18 protein-coding genes are annotated in these 18555 nt (G+C 40.1%); 16 read left to right on the top strand and 2 right to left on the bottom strand.

Translation table 11 applies throughout. The features are described 5' to 3' along the window. Positions 1 to 334: 334 nt before the first annotated feature. Entirely contained in the window at positions 335 to 3268 is a 2934-nt protein-coding gene (gene rne / locus H5117_RS10680) for a ribonuclease E (protein WP_182737738.1), read from the bottom strand. Positions 3269 to 4040: 772 nt separating this feature from the next. Here rne and rluC point away from each other — a divergent pair. Together rluC and H5117_RS10670 are read left to right on the top strand one after the other, a co-directional pair. After that, positions 4041 to 5000: a 23S rRNA pseudouridine(955/2504/2580) synthase RluC gene (gene rluC / locus H5117_RS10675; protein WP_024596136.1), complete on the top strand. Its 960-nt coding sequence runs from the start codon at positions 4041 to 4043 to the stop codon at positions 4998 to 5000. After that, on the top strand, positions 4997 to 5659 hold the full coding sequence (locus tag H5117_RS10670) for an HAD-IA family hydrolase (RefSeq protein ID WP_182737726.1): 663 nt from the start codon (positions 4997 to 4999) through the stop codon (positions 5657 to 5659). The genes rluC and H5117_RS10670 overlap by 4 nt, the downstream gene beginning before the upstream one ends. A 9-nt stretch (positions 5660 to 5668) precedes the next feature. Here the strand turns inward: H5117_RS10670 and H5117_RS10665 are convergent, their stop codons facing one another. After that, the gene (locus H5117_RS10665) at positions 5669 to 6268 is read right to left on the bottom strand and encodes a nucleoside triphosphate pyrophosphatase (RefSeq protein ID WP_182672287.1); all 600 of its coding nucleotides are present in this window, start codon (positions 6266 to 6268) and stop codon (positions 5669 to 5671) included. Between the two features lie 131 nt (positions 6269 to 6399). Between H5117_RS10665 and yceD the strand changes: the two genes are divergently transcribed. The 14 genes from yceD to H5117_RS10595 all read left to right on the top strand — a co-directional run bounded on the left by yceD (position 6400) and on the right by H5117_RS10595 (position 18336). Next, the gene (gene yceD / locus H5117_RS10660) at positions 6400 to 6924 is read left to right on the top strand and encodes a 23S rRNA accumulation protein YceD (protein WP_007375269.1); all 525 of its coding nucleotides are present in this window, start codon (positions 6400 to 6402) and stop codon (positions 6922 to 6924) included. Between the two features lie 9 nt (positions 6925 to 6933). Then, positions 6934 to 7104, top strand: a complete 171-nt coding sequence (gene rpmF, locus H5117_RS10655; protein ID WP_002962381.1) for a 50S ribosomal protein L32 — start codon at positions 6934 to 6936, stop codon at positions 7102 to 7104. A 12-nt stretch (positions 7105 to 7116) separates the two neighbouring features. Next, positions 7117 to 8157 (top strand): phosphate acyltransferase PlsX, encoded by a 1041-nt coding sequence (plsX, locus tag H5117_RS10650; protein WP_182737723.1) that lies wholly within the window; start codon positions 7117 to 7119, stop codon positions 8155 to 8157. Positions 8158 to 8209: 52 nt separating this feature from the next. Continuing rightward, positions 8210 to 9136 carry an ACP S-malonyltransferase gene (gene fabD, locus H5117_RS10645; RefSeq protein ID WP_039490050.1) on the top strand — a complete coding sequence of 309 codons (927 nt, stop codon included), beginning with the start codon at positions 8210 to 8212 and terminating at the stop codon, positions 9134 to 9136. 11 nt (positions 9137 to 9147) lie between these two features. Beyond that, entirely contained in the window at positions 9148 to 9894 is a 747-nt protein-coding gene (gene fabG, locus H5117_RS10640) for a 3-oxoacyl-ACP reductase FabG (protein ID WP_002962378.1), read from the top strand. 250 nt (positions 9895 to 10144) lie between these two features. After that, on the top strand, positions 10145 to 10381 hold the full coding sequence (gene acpP, locus H5117_RS10635) for an acyl carrier protein (RefSeq protein ID WP_002962377.1): 237 nt from the start codon (positions 10145 to 10147) through the stop codon (positions 10379 to 10381). Positions 10382 to 10596: 215 nt separating this feature from the next. Further along, entirely contained in the window at positions 10597 to 11835 is a 1239-nt protein-coding gene (gene fabF / locus H5117_RS10630) for a beta-ketoacyl-ACP synthase II (protein WP_002962376.1), read from the top strand. A gap of 59 nt (positions 11836 to 11894) precedes the next feature. Then, positions 11895 to 12710 carry an aminodeoxychorismate lyase gene (gene pabC, locus H5117_RS10625; RefSeq protein WP_182737720.1) on the top strand — a complete coding sequence of 272 codons (816 nt, stop codon included), beginning with the start codon at positions 11895 to 11897 and terminating at the stop codon, positions 12708 to 12710. Further along, positions 12704 to 13690, top strand: coding sequence for an endolytic transglycosylase MltG (mltG, locus tag H5117_RS10620; protein WP_182737716.1), 987 nt, complete (start codon positions 12704 to 12706; stop codon positions 13688 to 13690). The genes pabC and mltG overlap by 7 nt, the downstream gene beginning before the upstream one ends. A 6-nt stretch (positions 13691 to 13696) precedes the next feature. Further along, positions 13697 to 14323: a dTMP kinase gene (tmk, locus tag H5117_RS10615; RefSeq protein WP_182737709.1), complete on the top strand. Its 627-nt coding sequence runs from the start codon at positions 13697 to 13699 to the stop codon at positions 14321 to 14323. A 1-nt stretch (position 14324) separates the two neighbouring features. Next, positions 14325 to 15239, top strand: coding sequence for a DNA polymerase III subunit delta' (locus H5117_RS10610; RefSeq protein ID WP_182737708.1), 915 nt, complete (start codon positions 14325 to 14327; stop codon positions 15237 to 15239). 11 nt (positions 15240 to 15250) lie between these two features. Continuing rightward, positions 15251 to 15577 (top strand): PilZ domain-containing protein, encoded by a 327-nt coding sequence (locus H5117_RS10605; RefSeq protein WP_002962367.1) that lies wholly within the window; start codon positions 15251 to 15253, stop codon positions 15575 to 15577. Positions 15578 to 15692: 115 nt separating this feature from the next. Next, positions 15693 to 16472: a TatD family hydrolase gene (locus tag H5117_RS10600; RefSeq protein ID WP_024594691.1), complete on the top strand. Its 780-nt coding sequence runs from the start codon at positions 15693 to 15695 to the stop codon at positions 16470 to 16472. A 4-nt stretch (positions 16473 to 16476) separates the two neighbouring features. Next, a complete protein-coding gene (locus tag H5117_RS10595; protein WP_182737706.1) occupies positions 16477 to 18336 on the top strand; it encodes an alkaline phosphatase D family protein in 1860 nt (619 codons plus the stop codon). Positions 18337 to 18555 lie beyond the last annotated feature (219 nt).

The following is an 18555-nucleotide window of genomic DNA, read 5'->3' as shown; positions in this document are numbered from 1 at the left end:
TAATTTTATTCACGGTGTTAAATTTGGCTGTAGTAGTGAAGCTTGCTTACGCGAGAAGCAACGCTTCTGTTTATTTAATTTCTTTGCTAATAAAACCACTTAAAGATCTATTGCACAAAGAGAAGAGAAAGAGGAGTAAATGAGAAAACACAAGTCATGCTTTATTGACAGGCTTAGCCTTATTACTACCTCTAAAAGCGCAGCGTCTCTTTACCTCTTTGTGAATAAATCGCTTATTGTGGGCGTGAAGAAACTTTAATAATTATTCAAATCATATAAACAAAAAAGCCCCGCTATTTATTAAATAGCGGGGCTTTTTAATGAATGTTAGTTATTAATCAACACTCATTGTTTTAGTCATTGCAGAGCTTGCACGACCAGCAGGTTTGATTGAACCTGCACGTAAACCACTGTCTGGAACTAGTTCACGTTTATCGTGAGCCATTGCTACAGACGTATGTTTCACTTCGCTATCAGCTACAGGAGTAGGTTGTGCCATTGGCGCACTTGCTGACCCTTGAGTAACCGCTGTTTTAACATGCGGTGCTGATTTTTCAGTTTTCACTTTTGCTTCAACTTTAGCAGGCTCTTCAGTTGCTACTGGTGTTTCAACTTTAACTGGCTCTTCAGTGGCTACTGGCGTTTCAGCTTTAGCCGGTTCTTTAGCTTTTACTGGCTCTTCTACAGCTTCAACTTTTGCTAAGTCTTCAACCGCAACGGCTTGTTCAACTTGTTGCGACGCATCTACCGGTGTTTCTTCTGATTTAGCTTTAAGTTCTGCTTCGTATTCTGCAGCAGCTTGATCAGCAACTGGAATAAATGCAGGGGCTTCATCAGATTTAACTTCTGCTTCACCTTCAGGGCGACGACGACGTTGACCAGATGCACGAAGATGACGAGGAGAACGACGTGAACGTGTACGTGTTTGCTCTTGTTCGTCTTCAGTAGTTGCTGTTTCATCGTTAGAATCAACAACATCAACTTTCTCTTCTTTAATGTGAGCTGTTTTTTCTGCCGGAGTTTGCTTTTGCTTTTCTACAGCAGGAGCTTGCTCTTGAACTTGTGGAGTTTCAGTTACAGCCGTTTGCTCAGGTGCTTGCTCTGTTGAGTTAGCTTGCTCAGCTTTTTCATCTTGCAGACGTACTTTTTTACGTATGTTACGACGTTGACGGCGAACTTTAGGCTTCTGTTCTTTAGGCTCTGCAGCTTGTGCTGGCTTAGAATCAGTTTCTACTTCCGCCTTTGCAGGGGCTTCAGTTTTAACTTGATCTTTTTCTTGGTTTTTATGCTCTGGGCGCTTACGAGAGTTAGGATTACGACGGCGCTTGTTGCGGTTCTCGCTTCTCTCTTGAGTCTCGGTGCTTGCTGCTGAGTCAGTTTTAGCTTCCTCTTCAGCGGCTGGACGCTCATTGCGCGGCTTGTTAGTGCGTGGGTTGTTATTACGACGACGTTGATTGTTATTACGACGACGATTATCGTTACCACGACGCGCATTGTTGCGCGTTTCTTGCTGCTCTTTTTCTACAGCTTCTTTTTTCTCTTCTTCAGATTCACTTGCAAATAACGACTTAAACCAATTACCAATAGCAGCTAGTAAGCCACCTTCCGTTTTAGTTTGTGCTACCGCAGCAGGTTCTACGGCTTTAGCTGGCGCTGCTTGTGGAGCAGGAGTAGAAGGCATTACCACGCCTTTTAGCATCGGCTCTTCACGGACTGGCGTACTTGGAGATTTTGACATCTCGAATACTTCAGGCTCCGGTGCAACAACTTGTCCGTAACTTACAGTTTCAAGTGTTTCGTCTTTACGTAAGCGCATAACTTCATAATGTGGTGTTTCCATATGTTGATTTGGAATGATCACTACGTCACATTTATGATGTTTTTCAATGCGATGAACACTACGACGTTGCTCATTTAATAAATAAGCGGCAACAGCAACAGGCACTTGTGCATTTACTTGTGCTGTATTGTCTTTAATTGCTTCTTCTTCAATTAAGCGAAGAATTGAAAGTGCTATTGATTCGTTTGAACGAATAGTACCTTGGCCACTACAACGTGGACATGGGCCTTGGCTTGCTTCACCTAATGAAGGACGCAAACGCTGGCGCGACATTTCAAGTAAACCAAAGCGTGAGATTTTACCAATTTGAACGCGAGCACGGTCTGGGCGCGCTGCATCTTTTAAACGATTCTCTACTTCACGTTGATGGCGTGGAGGAGTCATATCAATAAAGTCGATTACAATTAAACCACCTAGGTCACGAAGACGTAATTGACGTGCAATTTCATCGGCCGCTTCTAAGTTTGTATTAAGTGCTGTCTCTTCAATATCGCCGCCTTTAGTTGCCTTAGACGAGTTAATATCAATAGATGTAAGTGCTTCAGTAGGGTCAATTACGATTGAACCACCAGAAGGAAGACGTACTTCACGCTGGAATGCAGACTCAATTTGGCTTTCAATTTGATAATGTGTAAATAAAGGCGTGTCACCTTGATAAAGCTTAACACGGCTCATAAAGTCAGGACGAAAACGCTCAATGTGCGCTTTAGCTTCTTCAAAAACACGTGGTTTATCAATTAAAATTTCGCCAATGTCGCGACGTAAATAGTCGCGTATTGCGCGGAAAATCACGTTGCTTTCTTGGTGAATCAAAAACGGTGCTTTAGCACTGTCGGCTGCTTGTTTAATTGCATCCCAATGTACTAATAGTGCTTTTAAATCGTAGTTAAGTTCTTCAAATGACTTACCAACACCGGCTGTACGAACAATTAAGCCCATGCCTTTAGGTAGTTCTAAACGGCCTAAAGCTTCTTTAAGTTCAGTACGCTCATCACCTTCAATACGACGAGAAATACCGCCAGCACGAGGGTTATTAGGCATAAGAACTAAATAGCTACCAGCAACGCTGATAAAAGTAGTTAACGCTGCGCCTTTTTGGCCGCGTTCTTCTTTATCAACTTGTACTATTACTTCTTGACCTTCTTTTATTACGTCGCGAATGTTAGGGCGACCATGAAAAGTGTAACCTGCAGGGAAGTAAGTACGTGCAATTTCTTTTAAAGGAAGGAAACCATGGCGGTCAGCACCGTAATCAACAAATGCTGCTTCAAGAGATGGTTCAATGCGAGTGATTTTGCCTTTATAAATATTGGCTTTTTTCTGTTCGTGACCTGGGCTTTCGATATCTAAATCATAAAGGCGCTGGCCATCAACCAGTGCTACGCGCATTTCTTCTTGCTGCGTTGCATTGATTAGCATACGTTTCATATTGTTACTCTACTTATTTATGTCGCTGACATGACGATGTTTTTCTCGCCTGTTCAGTTGTCCCTATTTTTAGAATGTGCAGCCTCACGACTGGGTCTTTAACGGAACGGCTCTGTATCTCGTATGCAGTATTTTAAATGCTGGCAAACAATAGCGATTATTACCGCTATTAAATTCTTAATGGTGCTAAAACTGTCGGCTTTTCAGCTACGTTTACAAGTTTTACCCAGAAGTCGGCCTGTCATATTAATCTTACTAAATATCATTCATATTAGGCGCGTAGGGCTCATTAAGTTGGTGAGCAATACATACTGATGTATCGCTAATATCCGTTTTAAGAGCAAAAATCGCTGCCGATGTTAATGAACGCTTATTTATTAGATTTTTTTAATTCTAAATAAGCTGCTGTACGGTACTACAATAATTGAGCTAGTGCTGAACGACGTTTTTTACGTCGTCACTATCAGACAAATTATCTGTTCATTGCTTTCTCTAGCACATTAAAAATCGCTTCATGTTCAAACTTAACCAGCAATATATTACGCGCATTGCCGTTAATTGATCGCACGTGTTAACTGAGGAGGCATAAAAGCTTTGGAAAACTTAACTCGGATCTGTATGATCGGCTACCCAGAATGTGCATCACGAATGTTTTAATGTGTTAAAAAGCACCGTTGTTATTTGCAAATACTAAATATTTGCGCTGCTGATTATCCCACTATTATTACAGTGTTAGCAACTAAATTATTTTACTTAAATTAGTGATTAGGCAATGTCAGAAAAAAACGACTTACAAGTAACTTATGTCACGATCAATGAAGACCATTTAGGTCAGCGTATTGATAACTTTCTTATTACCCATTTAAAAGGGGTGCCTAAAAGCGCTATTTATAAACTTTTGCGCAAAGGTGAGGTACGCGTTAATAAAAAGCGTATTAAGCCTGTATATAAACTACAGCTTGACGATGTACTGCGTATTGCACCTATCAGAGTTGCTGAGCGTGAAGAGTTTGTACCATCAAAGTTAGACAAAGTAACTCGCCTAGAAAACGATATTTTATTTGAAGATAAATACCTTATCGTCATAAATAAACCTTCAGGTATGGCTGTTCATGGTGGCAGTGGTTTAAGTTATGGTTTAATTGAAGCGCTGCGTGCGCTTCGCCCAGAAGAGCGCAATCTTGAGCTAGTACATAGGCTTGACCGTGATACATCGGGCTGTTTACTTATTGCAAAGCGCCGTTCGGTGTTAACAGCATTGCATGAACAGCTTCGTGAAAAAACCATGGAAAAAAATTACTGGGCACTTGTAGAAGGGCAGTGGGACTCTAAAACTAAAAACGTTACCGAAGGGCTGCGTAAAAATACACTTAAATCGGGTGAACGCGTAGTACGTGTAGATAACACTGAGGGCAAGCCTTCGCATACGCGTTTTAAAGTACTTGAACGTTTTAACGATTGCTCACTCGTACAAGCGTCGCCTGTTACAGGACGTACGCACCAAATTCGTGTTCATACACAATGTAAAGGTCATCCTATCGCCTGCGATGATAAATACGGTGACCAGGGGTTTGATGAATCTATGCGTAAAGTTGGGTTAAACCGTTTATTCTTACATGCACACGATTTAAGTTTTTATCATCCTAAAAACGAAACAACGATGCGTATTGAAGCGCCCCTTGATAAAACGCTTAAAAATACATTACTAAAATTACGAGACGCAAAACAGTGATTGCAGTGACGCCGATTAAAAAATATAAGCTCGTCATTTTTGATTGGGATGGCACCGTTATGGATTCAGTCACTAAAATAGTTAACTGTATTCGTAGTAGTGCTGAGTCACTTAATTTAGTGGCGCCAAGTGATTTAGCAATTAAAAATATTATTGGTATGTCGCTTGAAAATGCAATTGATGTTTTATTTCCCAATAATGCCGCGCAGCATCAAGCGCTAATTAAGGGGTATAAACACCAATATAGTGTTGATACCACGCCAACTCCTGTATTTGATAATGTTGTTAGCGTTTTAGGTGCCTTAAAAGAGCAGGGCATTGTTTTAGCGGTTGCAACAGGTAAAGGTCGAGATGGATTAGAGCGTTTGCTTGATCAAAGCCAACTTAGACATTTTTTTAGTGCAACACGTACAAGCGATGACGGACTGTCTAAGCCCTCTCCAAATATGCTGTACCAATTACTTGAAGAACTTGGCATAAGCGCTCAAGACGCTGTAATGATTGGTGACACTCAAATAGACATGACAATGGCAAAAGCTGCAGGCATGGATAGAATTGGCGTAACAATGGGTGTACATAACGCACAGCAGTTAAATAAGCTTAGCCCTGTTGCAACGGTAGATAATTATCTGCAATTACAACAGGTTTTGCTTGGTTAATTTATTTAACTAGGACTTGTTTTGAGCAGTAAGTACATCAATACCAAACTCAGCCAGCAATTGGCTGAGTTTAATTAATGGTAATCCAATTAAGCTATTAGGATCGTCTCCGCTTAGTTTTTCAAATAAACAGATACCCAACCCTTCACTTTTAAAGCTGCCAGCACAGTTATAAGGCTGCTCTGCGTCGCAATAAGCACTAATTTGTGCATCACTGAGTGTTTTAAACGTCACATTAAAAGGTTCTACGCAGGTTTTTTTTGTTCCAGTTACAATATCGTAAACACAAAGCCCAGTTAAAAATGTTACAGTATTACCGCTAAATAAATTTAGTTGTTTTAGAGCATTTTGTTTATTGTGCGGTTTACCTAAAATTTGATTGTTAAACACAGCGACTTGGTCTGATCCAATTGCTAACCCTTTTTTAAAGTGTTTATTAGCTGCTGAGGCTTTTAACTCACTTAAACGCTTAACCAGTTCAGTAGGTGTTTCGCATTCAAGTGCTGATTCGTCAACGTCGGGTGAAAACGTATCAAAGGGTAAATTAAATTTTTGTAATAAAGACTGCCTAAAAGGCGAGCTTGACGCTAAAATGAGTGGAAGCTTCATGGACTGTTTTCCTACGATAATTCAGATTGAGTTAGGATAAATCAGATCCGAGAGTAAAACACGTTAAAAACCAAGTAAAAATGGTTTTTTACTTTGACTAACAAACTAACTATCTATATGATGCAGCCCCTATGCAAAAGGTGAAAATTCCCATCACTCTTCATCCAGGCAAAGCAGCGCAGCACCGTTTAAAGTATGACGGAATTGTACCGCTTGAAAAACTTACTCGTTTAGAGAAAGTTGTGCAGGAAGAAGTAGGTGAAATAGCGGTAAAAATACATTGCAAAAACGATGATCAAGGTTTCGCTGTGATTAGAGGCAATTTGTCCACACATGTTACTGTCATTTGTCAACGTTGTAATGGTGATTTAGGGTTGGATTTGGTTCAAGACTTTGCATATTCACCAGTAGGTGAAGATACAGAGTTAGATATTTTTCCTGAAGACTACGACGAAGTAGCACTTGATGAAAATGGTGAAGTTAACGTTTTTGATTTAATTGAAGACGAACTAATTTTAGCAATTCCATTAGTGGCTACCCACAACGAAGCTTCATGCAGTTATTCAGCAAAGCCTGCCAGCTTTGGTGTATTAAAGGCGGAAGATGATAAACCTAATCCATTTGATATTTTGAAACAACTTAAGAAAGATTCTTAGGAGAAGACTATGGCTGTACAAAAAAGCAAAAAGTCTCGTGCAAGACGCGGCATGCGCCGTTCACACGATGCGATCAGTGGTCCAACTTTAACTGTAGATCAAACATCTGGTGAGACTCATCGTCGTCACCATGTGACTGCAGATGGTTACTACAAAGGCGTTCAAGTAATTTCTAAATAAGAGATTACTTATATGCTGAAAGATCTAACCATAGCGTTAGATATGATGGGGGGCGATTACGGCCCCCGTTCATCTATTCCTGCTGCCGTTCATGCGGTAAACGCTCATGCCAATTTAAGTCTCATTTTATGTGGCAATGAAGACGTTATATCTAAAGAACTCGAATCCCTCGATTCTTTATCTCATCCAAGACTCATAATTCGTCATTGTAGTGAAATAGTCACTAACGCCTGCGAACCTGCAATTGCTGTACGTTCAAAAAAAGATTCATCTATGCGTGTTGCCCTTGATTTAGTTAAGTCGGGCGAAGCACAAGCGTGTGTTAGCTCAGGTAATACCGGCGCTTTATTTTTTATGGCTCACTACGTATTAAAAATGCAGCCAGGTGTTAAACGTGCCGCACTCATTTCATCTGTTCCTACAGAAAGCCAAAACCCAGTATATTTACTCGACTTAGGTGCTAATGTGCATTGCGATGCGCAAATGCTCTATCAGTTTGGCATTATGGGCTCTGTAGTTGCTGGTCAAGCACTTGGGTGCGATAACCCTCGCGTTAGCTTATTAAATATTGGCGCTGAGGACATTAAAGGCCACGATGATATTAAACAGGCTGCACAATTAATGCAGCAAAGCCCACATATTAATTACATTGGTTATAGCGAAGGAAGTGATATTTTTTCTGGCAAGGCTGATGTTATTGTATGCGAAGGGTTTGTGGGTAACGTGGCGCTTAAAACATGCGAAGGCATTGCCAAGCTTATTATGAATAAGTTTACCGCTGCGCTCGAAAAGCACCTTTTGTATAAATGTATGGCGTTTATATTGCGTCCAATAATAAAAAAACTCTATAAAAGGGTGAACCCCGACCAGTATAACGGTGCTTCTCTGGTAGGATTGCGCGGTATTGTCGTTAAAAGTCATGGAAATGCATCAGCTAAAGCATTTCAAGCAGCAATTGATGAAGCGGTAAAAGAGGTTGAACGTCAACTTCCTGATAAAATAGCCGCTATTTTCGAAAAAACACATTCTAAAGACACGGCGGTTAATCAATAATTGATGTGCCGTGTATTTCATTATTTATTTGTTTAATTAAAAAGAGCAAAGTATGGCACAAAAAATTGCACTTCTATTCCCAGGTCAAGGCTCGCAAAGCGTTGGTATGTTACAAGAGCTACTAGAGAGTTCTGACATTGTTAAAGCAACATTTGCAGAAGCATCAGATGCACTGGGTTACGACTTAGCAGAGCTAGTTCTTAATGGCCCAGAAGAAAAATTAAATCAAACTCATCGTACACAACCTGCATTATTAACTGCAAGTGTTGCTATTTACCGTGATTGGCTTGCAGCAAACCCAGATGCAGACGTTGTTATGGCGGGGCACAGCTTAGGTGAATATTCAGCACTAGTATGTAGCGACGTACTAAGCTTGAGTGAAGCTGTTAAGCTTGTTGAAAACCGTGGTTTATACATGCAAGAAGCTGTACCTGCAGGCGTAGGTTCAATGGCTGCGATTATTGGCTTAGGCGATGAAGAAATAAAAGCGGCATGTGCTGCCTCAGCGCAAGGTGAGGTTGTATCTCCAGTTAACTACAATTCTCCTGGTCAAGTTGTTATTGCAGGGCATAAAGCGGCAGTAGATAGAGCATCACAAGCATGTAAAGATGCTGGTGCTAAACGCGCATTACCACTTTCGGTTAGCGTACCTTCACATTGTGAACTAATGAAGCCAGCAGCTGATAAGCTAGCGGTAGACTTAGCCGCTTTAACATTTAATACACCTAAGTGTGATGTAATTAATAATGTTGATGTAAAAGCTGAATCGACCGCTGATGCAATTAAAGATGCACTAGTACGTCAACTATACAGCCCAGTTCGCTGGACAGAAACAGTACAAGCCTTGGTTGCACAAGATGTAACGCAAAGCTACGAATTTGGTCCTGGTAAAGTATTAACAGGGCTTGCGAAACGAATTGATAAAGCAATGGTTTGTGGCTCAGTAAACGATGCCGCTTCAATCGCTGCAGCTAAATAAGAGTATATAAAATGTCTAATTTATTTTCTTTAGAGGGCAAAATTGTCCTAATTACTGGCGCTAGCCGTGGTATTGGTAAAGCAATTGCAACAACATTAGTTGCGCAAGGTGCAAAAGTTGCAGGCACTGCAACAAGTGAGTCAGGCGCTGCTAAAATCAGCGAGTACTTAGGTGACAATGGTAAAGGTTATGCATTAAACGTAACGGATCCTGCATCTATTGAAGCGACACTTGCCGCAATAAAAGCTGATTTTGGCGATATTGACGTACTTGTTAATAACGCAGGTATCACACGTGATAACCTATTAATGCGTATGAAAGAGACTGAGTGGGACGATATAATCGACACTAATTTAAGCTCGATTTTCCGTTTATCTAAAGCGGTACTTCGTCCAATGATGAAGAAAAAGAAAGGTCGTATTATCAATATTGGCTCAGTAGTGGGCACTATGGGTAATGCAGGGCAAGCAAATTATGCAGCGGCTAAAGCAGGCGTCATTGGTTTTTCTAAGTCACTTGCACGCGAAGTTGCATCACGTGGTATTACAGTAAACGTAGTAGCACCTGGTTTTATTCAAACTGATATGACTGATGATTTAACTGACGAGCAAAAAGCAGCAACACTTGCAAATGTTCCAGCAGGGCGTTTAGGTCAACCAGACGAAATTGCAGCTGCGGTATGTTATTTAGCATCTGACGCGGCTGCGTACGTATCAGGTGAAACTTTGCATGTAAATGGCGCGATGTACATGGTTTAATAACCATTGTACCCACATTGTTACCTAATAAAGTTAAGTAAGTTACCTCAAAAACATTGAATTATTTGTGAACTTGCTTTAAACATACTTGAAATCGCTGCGAAAATAAGCGATAAAAGACAAAACACACACTCAGAGGTTTGACCAGACAATTATTTATGGTCAAATCATTGAATCAGAGAATTATGCCGCGTAAACTACGCGGCAATCTGAAAATAACGCATCGGCGTTTTTAATAAAGGAAAGAAGAATGAGCGATATCCAAGAACGCGTAAAGAAAATTATCATTGAACAACTAGGTGTTAAAGAAGAAGAAGTTAAAAATGAATCTTCTTTCGTCGATGACCTAGGTGCAGATTCTCTTGATACTGTTGAACTAGTAATGGCTCTTGAAGAAGAGTTTGATACTGAGATCCCAGATGAAGAAGCTGAGAAGATCACTACAGTGCAAACTGCTATCGATTACGTAACAGCACACGCTGAGTAATTAATCGCACGTTAAAGGCAGCATCCGCTGCCTTTAATTTTTTATATCCAAACCACCTCAAAGTTCGTGATTCAAAACTTAAGCCTCAATGCTCAATTTTAGCTAAAAATTAATTTTGATTGTGTTATGCGTTTTTAATCTATTTTGGGACTAGCACTTTGAGGTAGCTTGGGTATGATCATCCCCTTGTAAATATCCCTTATTGGAGGCAAACCGTGGCTAAACGTCGAGTCGTCGTAACTGGCTTAGGAATGTTGACGCCGCTAGGTAATGATGTTCAATCAACCTGGCAAGGCTTATTAGATGGCAAAAGTGGCATTCAAACAATAACCCACTTTGATACATCAAAATTTGGTACTAAATTCGCTGGTTTAATAAATGACTTTGATGCAACTGCATACATGTCAGCGAAAGATACTAAAAAAATGGACTTGTTTATTCAGTACGGCATTGCAGCGGGTGTTCAAGCCTTTAAAGATTCAGGCCTTGAAATTACTGAGCAAAACGCAACACGTATAGGTGTAGCTGTGGGCTCTGGTATTGGTGGCTTAACGCTTATCGAAGAAAACCACATTAAGTTATTAAATAGTGGTCCGCGCAAGTTATCGCCATTTTATGTGCCGTCTACCATTATTAATATGATCTCAGGTCACTTATCAATGATGCATGGACTTCGTGGTCCAAATATTTCAATTGTAACTGCCTGTACTACTGGTTTGCATAATATTGGCCATGCCGCGCGCATGATTGCCTACGGTGATGCAGATGCAATGGTTGCTGGCGGTGCAGAAAAAGCCTGTACCCCAATTGGTATGGGTGGCTTTAATGCTGCACGTGCACTTTCAACCCGCAATGACGACCCACAAGCTGCTTCTCGCCCTTGGGATAAAGACCGCGATGGCTTTGTGCTTTCTGATGGTGCAGGTGTTGTTGTAGTTGAAGAGTACGAACATGCTAAAGCGCGTGGCGCTAAAATTTATGCTGAGCTTGTAGGCTTTGGTATGAGCGGCGATGCGTACCACATGACATCACCACCAGAAGATGGAGCGGGTGCTGCCCTTGCAATGCAAAACGCACTAAACGATGCGCAAGTGAACGCTGAGCAAATTGGTTACATTAACGCACACGGTACATCTACAAATGCAGGCGATAAAGCAGAAACTGCCGCTGTTAAGTCTATTTTTGGTAATGCAGCCAAAGATGTAATGGTCGGCTCGTCTAAATCGATGATGGGTCACTTGTTAGGTGCTGCAGGCTCGGTTGAATCGATTATTTCGATTTTATCACTGACAGATCAAAAAGTGTCGCCAACTATCAACCTTGATAACCCAGACGAAGGGTGTGACTTAGATTATATTGCTCACACTGCACGTGATGCAAAGTTAGACTTTGCACTGTGTAACTCGTTCGGTTTTGGTGGTACTAATGGCTCGTTGCTATTTAAAAAGGTATAATCTTTTTTAACAACGAATCAAATTATAAGAGCTCAGTTGTTTAACTGGGCTTTTTTTATATGCCAAATAAAATGCAAACAATAATAGCAGTAGATCAAAACAGCACTTTAAGTACGCATGACAGAGGCTTAAATTACGGTGACGGCTTTTTTACAACGGCTAAAGTTGTTAATGGGCAAGTACAGTATTGGGCTCATCATAAAGCGCGTTTGATTGAATGCGCACAGCGCTTAGGTTTTCCTGAGCTAGATTTTAATAGCCTTGAAAATCAAATTGCTTTGCATATAAAAGCAACACCACTCAACGTGCTTAAAATACTTGTAACGCGAGGCGAAGGCGGACGTGGTTATGGGCTGCCAAGTGAGTGTAATATTACTATTTTATTGAGCATATTAGATTACCCTAGTAATTACGAAGCGCTTGTTAAAAAGGGTGTAAATCTCGAAATAAGCCCAATTAAATTAGCAGCACAGCCTTATTTAGCGGGTCTTAAAACACTAAATCGGCTAGAGCAAGTACTAGTTAAAAAAGCAATGCAAACGCAAAACTGCGACGATGTGTTAGTGCTTGATTACAATAACAATGTAATTGAAGCTTCTGCAGCTAATATTTTTGCGATTGAAAATAAGCGTGTGTTTACGCCATTGCTTGATGAGTGCGGAATAAAGGGCGTTTATCTGCAATCGTTATGTGATAAATTGCCTGTTGAATTTAAACGCGTGAAAGTAGAAGACTTAACCCAAGCAGACGCCGTATTTGTGTGCAATAGCTTAATGGGAGCAGTACCTGTAAAACGTATTGAGCAACAGGTATTTAATACAGACGACAGCCACGCATTACTAACTAAATTATTAGCCAAGGAGGCTGAGTGTTAAAAGTTATTTTATCGGTACTTTTTTTAGCTGTTATAACCACTGCTGTTGGTTACCAGCAATTACAAGCAACAATAAATAGCCCGTTAAAGGTAGCACAAAGCACACAATTTGAAGTTAAGCATGGCACTGGCTTTAATAAGTTATGCCAGCAATGGCAAGCTAATAACTGGGTAGAAAGTTGTTGGCGTTATCAGGTAATTGCCAAATTAGATCCCACACTTACCGACTTAAAAGCGGGGCTTTACGAGCTAACAGCCGATAGCGTTATTAACAACGTAAAAAAAATTAACCAAGGTCAGCAAATTAGTTTTAGTTTTACCATAATTGAAGGTCAAAACTTACGTGAAGTACTAAGTGCTATTAAAAAAGCTGATAATTTACAAAACGATTTAAAAACTGACGAACTAAGTACTCAAATACTGGGTAATGACACGCACTTAGAAGGCTGGTTATTCCCCGACACTTACCATTATCATAATAACGATACTGCAAGCAGTGTATTAAAACGTGCAGCACAAAAAATGCAGCAAACATTAGATGATGCTTGGCAGCAGCGCGCTGTTAATCTGCCCTACAAAACAGCATACGAAGCACTTATAATGGCTTCAATCATTGAAAAAGAAACAGGCCTTGCCAGCGAGCGTCCGTTAATTGCATCAGCATTTGTTAATCGATTAAACACCAATATGCGCCTACAGACCGATCCAACCGTAATATACGGATTAGGCGCCGATTTTGATGGCGATATTAAATACAAAGATTTACGCGATTATACGCCTTACAATACGTATCGTATTAATGGCTTACCGCCAACACCGATTGCTATGCCATCTAAAGCCGCTATTTTAGCTGCAGTTAATCCGCCGCAAAGTGAATATGTTTACTTTGTATCAAAAGGCGATGGCAGCCACCAATTTTCAACCACGTTAAAGCAGCATAACGCGGCAGTTAAAACGTATATATTAAATAAAAAGAATTAAGTTTTTATGAAATCAAAATTTATAGTAATAGAAGGGCTAGAAGGCGCGGGTAAATCAACCGCTATTTCGTTATGCCAAGACTTTTTAAACAAACAAAAAATAGACTTCATTAACGTCCGCGAACCTGGCGGCACGCCACTAGCCGAGTCATTACGTACGCTTGTGAAGGCTGAACACGCAGAAGAGATTGCATTTGAAACCGAATTGTTGATTATGTATGCGGCGCGTTCACAGCTAATGCATAACGTAATTAACCCTGCGTTGGAGCAAGGTAAGTGGATTTTAGCAGATCGTCATGACTTGTCGTCTCAGGCGTATCAAGGTGGCGGGCGTGGTATTAGCTCAAATACATTAGCTTCGCTTTCTTCAATGGTATTAAAGGGCTTAAAGCCTGATTTAACTATTTACCTTGATATTGACCCAGTGATAGGCCTTGAACGTGCAAAAGGACGTGGCGAGCTAGACCGAATTGAACAAGAAGCCATTGAGTTTTTTCAGCGTACACGTATGCGTTATGTTGAACTTGCTAACGACGACAACACCATTAAAACGGTCGATGCAAACCAAAGTATTGATAAAGTACATCGCGATATTACCAATGTACTGCATTCATTTTTTGAAGGCCTAAAATAATATGCCATTGCCTTGGCTACATGATACTCAAGCACGTTTAGCGAAAAGTTATCGCGCAGAGCGTTTTCATCATGCGCAATTATTTTGTGGGCCTGTTGGCGTAGGTAAGTTTGAGTTAAGTGATGAGCTTGGGAATGCTTTGTTATGCCAAAATATAGCTAAGCAGGTAGCTGCGCAAAACAGTATGCTAAAACCTTGCGGGCAGTGTAAAAGCTGTTTACTTAACCTGGCTGGCACTCACCCCGACAAACGTTTAACGCAAGTTGATGGGCAAAGTATTGGTGTAGACGATATACGTGGTATTAGTGATTTTATGAATCACTCTGCAGCGCAAAATGGCAATAAAGTCGCGATAATCGAAAATTGCGAAAAAATGACCACAGCAGCAGCTAACGCATTATTAAAAACACTTGAAGAGCCAACTAATAGCCGCTTTTTAATATTAACTACAAGCCAACCAGAGCAGCTCCCTGCAACTATTTTAAGTAGATGCGCTAAAAGTGACGTAAAAATAACTAATACAGCACTTGCCCAGCAATGGTTAGAAACATTAGATATTCCTAACTATAGTTGGTTAGCACTTTTTTATAACCAACCGCTGCAAGTAAAGCATTGGCAACAGCAAGACCAACTAAAAAATATTGATACACTTTATAAGTTTGCAACTGAGTTAAAACAAAGCCATAATTTCAAAGCGTTAGTCGATATAATAAATAAACAGCCTGAACTTGTTCGTATATTTACTTTGTTTTTAAGCGTGCAACTAAAGCAGCAATTACTGCAAGGCATGAGTTTTGAAGCTTATCAAAGTGCGCAAAATGCATTAGGCGAGTTTTTACAAAATAACACACAAGTACTTGGCCTTAATTTATCGCTTGCTGTATCACGATTAGCATACACATTGCGAAATTCTTAAAAGGATTAATCATGCAAGAACTACTAGTAGACATAGACGATTTAGACGAGTTATACCGTTGTTATATGCCTTACTTAAAAAAAGGTGGCTTATTTGTACGCACTAATATGCGTTACGAAGCAGGGCATTCATTAGCGCTTAGAGTTACTTTGCCCGATGCCTTAGAAGATGACGTAGTGACAGGTAAAGTGTCGTGGATCACGCCACAAGGTGCACAAAGCTCTAATCCTCCAGGTATCGGTATTAGCTTTTTAGATGATAAAACAAACCTAAACGCTAAAATCGAAAAGCTGCTTGGGACTATGTTAAACTCAGGCGATCAAACATATACCATGTAGTTATAGGGTCGGTTTTTCATTGAGATTAACGCCGCCCTATATTGGGTTCTTTTAATTACTAACATAATAAATTAAACGAACAAATTTAAACCCTGAACATAATACAGGCCTTATAGTGATTGTAGATTCTCATTGCCATTTAGACCGTCTTGATTTTGATAAACTAGACTTAAACCTTGACCAAGTTCTTGATAAAGCGCGTGCAAAGCAAATAGAGCACTTTTTATGTGTAAGCGTAACGCTTGATCAGTTTCCAAGCATGCTTGATAAAATTAAGCATTATGACGATGTATCAGCCTCATGCGGTGTACATCCACTTGATCAAAAAGACGCCCTTAATAAACAGCAACTAATCGACTTAGCCTCACACGACAAAGTCGTTGCTATTGGTGAAACGGGTCTTGATTACTACTATTCAAAAGATACTCATGCAGTGCAGCAAGCAAGCTTTGTTGGGCATATTGAAGTGGCTAACGAATTACAAAAACCGTTAATTATTCATACACGTGATGCCCGCAGCGATACCATTAATTTAATGCGTGAGCACAAGGCCGAAAACTGCGGTGGTGTATTACATTGCTTTACCGAAGATTGGGATATGGCAAAAAAAGCCATAGACATGGGCTTTTATATTTCTATTTCGGGCATTGTTACCTTTAAAAATGCTATTGAGCTAAAAGAAGTAGTAAAGCAAATACCGCTAGATAGATTATTAATAGAAACCGACTCGCCTTATTTAGCACCGGTACCGTATCGTGGGCAAACAAATCAGCCAGCGTACGTAGAAGATGTTGCTTATTACATTAGCGAACTTAAAGGCATTAGCTTTAATGAACTTGCTAAAGCGACTACCGAGAACTTTTATTCTTTATTTAAATTAGCAGCTAAAGGCTAAATACATGATTACTCACACGGCAAACCTTCCTATTTTACTAATGGGGCCAATGGTGCGCCGTGCAGAGCAAACTGGAGTCTGTATTCAGTTTGCTACCTCCAAACCTGCAAACTGCCAAATAACACTTATAAATGTTGAGTGTTATAGCGATCAACACACTGTTTCTTTAGGGGAACATTTGTACCTGCATTTCGTGATTATAAAGCCAGTAAATAATAAACTTCCTGTAGATAGCTTATTAAGCTATGAACTTGTAATTGACGATACAGCAATCGATTTATCGCCGTGGTGCTATAGCAATCAAACAACGCCTGCATTTGTAATTCCCAATAAACTCAGTGATATTTTGCATGGCTCGTGCCGTAATGCACATCATCCAGCAAAAGACAGCTTAGTATCTGCAAGTCAGTGGCAAAATGCTCAGCGTGGTAATAATACTCAAGGCGCACAATTGTTATTACTGAGCGGTGACCAGGTTTACGCCGATGATGTAGCAGGCCCCATGTTATTAGCTATTTCTCAGTTAATTAAAGCCTTAGGTATCTATAAAGAGCAACCACTTGCCATTGAGCTACCTGATGATATAAATGAGCAACTTTATAATCGCCATTTGTTCTTACCAAAAACGCCGTGGCAAAAACGCTCAAAGTTAGGTGTTGGTTACTGGCTAAAAAAAGACGAACCTCACTTTTCAAGTGTAAAAGCGTATAACCACCTTATCCACTTTGAAGAATACATAGCACTTTATTTATTAAATTTTAGTGCTGCTGCTTGGCAATGCGTTGATATAAAAAACACAACGTATTCAGGTCAAAACAAGCAAAACAAAACTATTTTTGGCGCTGAAAAAACAGCACTGATTGATTATGCAAAAGGCTTAAGTGAAGTAGAGCGATTGTTTGCCAATGTATCTACATTAATGATGTTTGATGATCACGATGTAACCGATGATTGGAATCTCACCGCTGGGTGGGAGCAAGCTATAAATGAAAACCCAAGTAGTAAACGAATCATTAATAACGGCTTAATTAGTTATTGGCTTTTTCAGGGAATGGGGAACGATGCGCTAAATAAAACAGGCGAGTTACTAACACCTTTTAAGCAAAGCCGTACTGCTAATAATTTATGGCAGTTTAAAGCATTTGATAAACCACTAAACGATTTTAGTTTTTGGCATTATGAGTTAACTACAACCCCAAAAGTAGTGGTGCTAGATACACGTACGCACCGTTGGCGAAATGAGCAAAACTTTAATGAGCCTTCAGGCCTACTTGATTGGGAGCGTTTAACAGAGCTTGAAGAAAGCCTATTAAGCCACGATCAGGTTATTATTGTATCGCCAGCCCCTGTATTTGGTGTTAAATCAATAGAAGCCATTCAAGCCATGTTTAACATATGTGGCCAACCGCTCATGGTTGACGTAGAAAACTGGATGGCGCACGAAGGATCAGCCAAAAAGCTACTCGATACCTTTAGACGAACCGACACCCCAAACGAAACCCTTATTTTATCGGGTGATGTACATTACTCATTTTGCTTTTCGGTGCAAAAGCGTTTTGGCGATCATCCCAATCGAATTTGGCAACTTACCGCCAGCGGTATTAAAAACGAGTTCCCGCGTAAATTAATAAACATACTCGATAAACTAGATTCAATTCTATACGGCCCAAAAAGCCCTTTAAACTTTTTTACCAAACGCTGGCACATGGAAGTAGATAAACACCAAACCATAGGTGAAGGGCAAAAATACTTAGTAAGCGACTCCGCTATTAGTTTAATAACACTAGAGCAAGGGAATTTAGCCCGATATCAACTTATACACGGTGAAGGACATTTAACTGAGTTTGATTTAGAAGAACAGTAATTCTTAATCAATAATTAAATAAATTAAAGATCTATTTGCACAAAGAGAAACGAAAGAGGAGTAAATGAGAAAACATAATGCTATTCAGGATATATTTTCGGTTTTATTACTTCCTCCAAAAGCGCAGCGCCTCATACCCTCTTAGTGAAAAAGTTACTAATTAAATGCGCTGCTGTTACAGTAAAAACCAGCTAAAGATCTATTTTCACAAAGAGAAGC

The organism is Pseudoalteromonas sp. SG45-1, from assembly GCF_014164135.1.
Lineage (GTDB): Bacteria > Pseudomonadota > Gammaproteobacteria > Enterobacterales > Alteromonadaceae > Pseudoalteromonas > Pseudoalteromonas distincta.
Note: the sequence above shows the minus strand (reverse complement) of the source record. Positions and strands in the feature narration are given on the sequence as shown.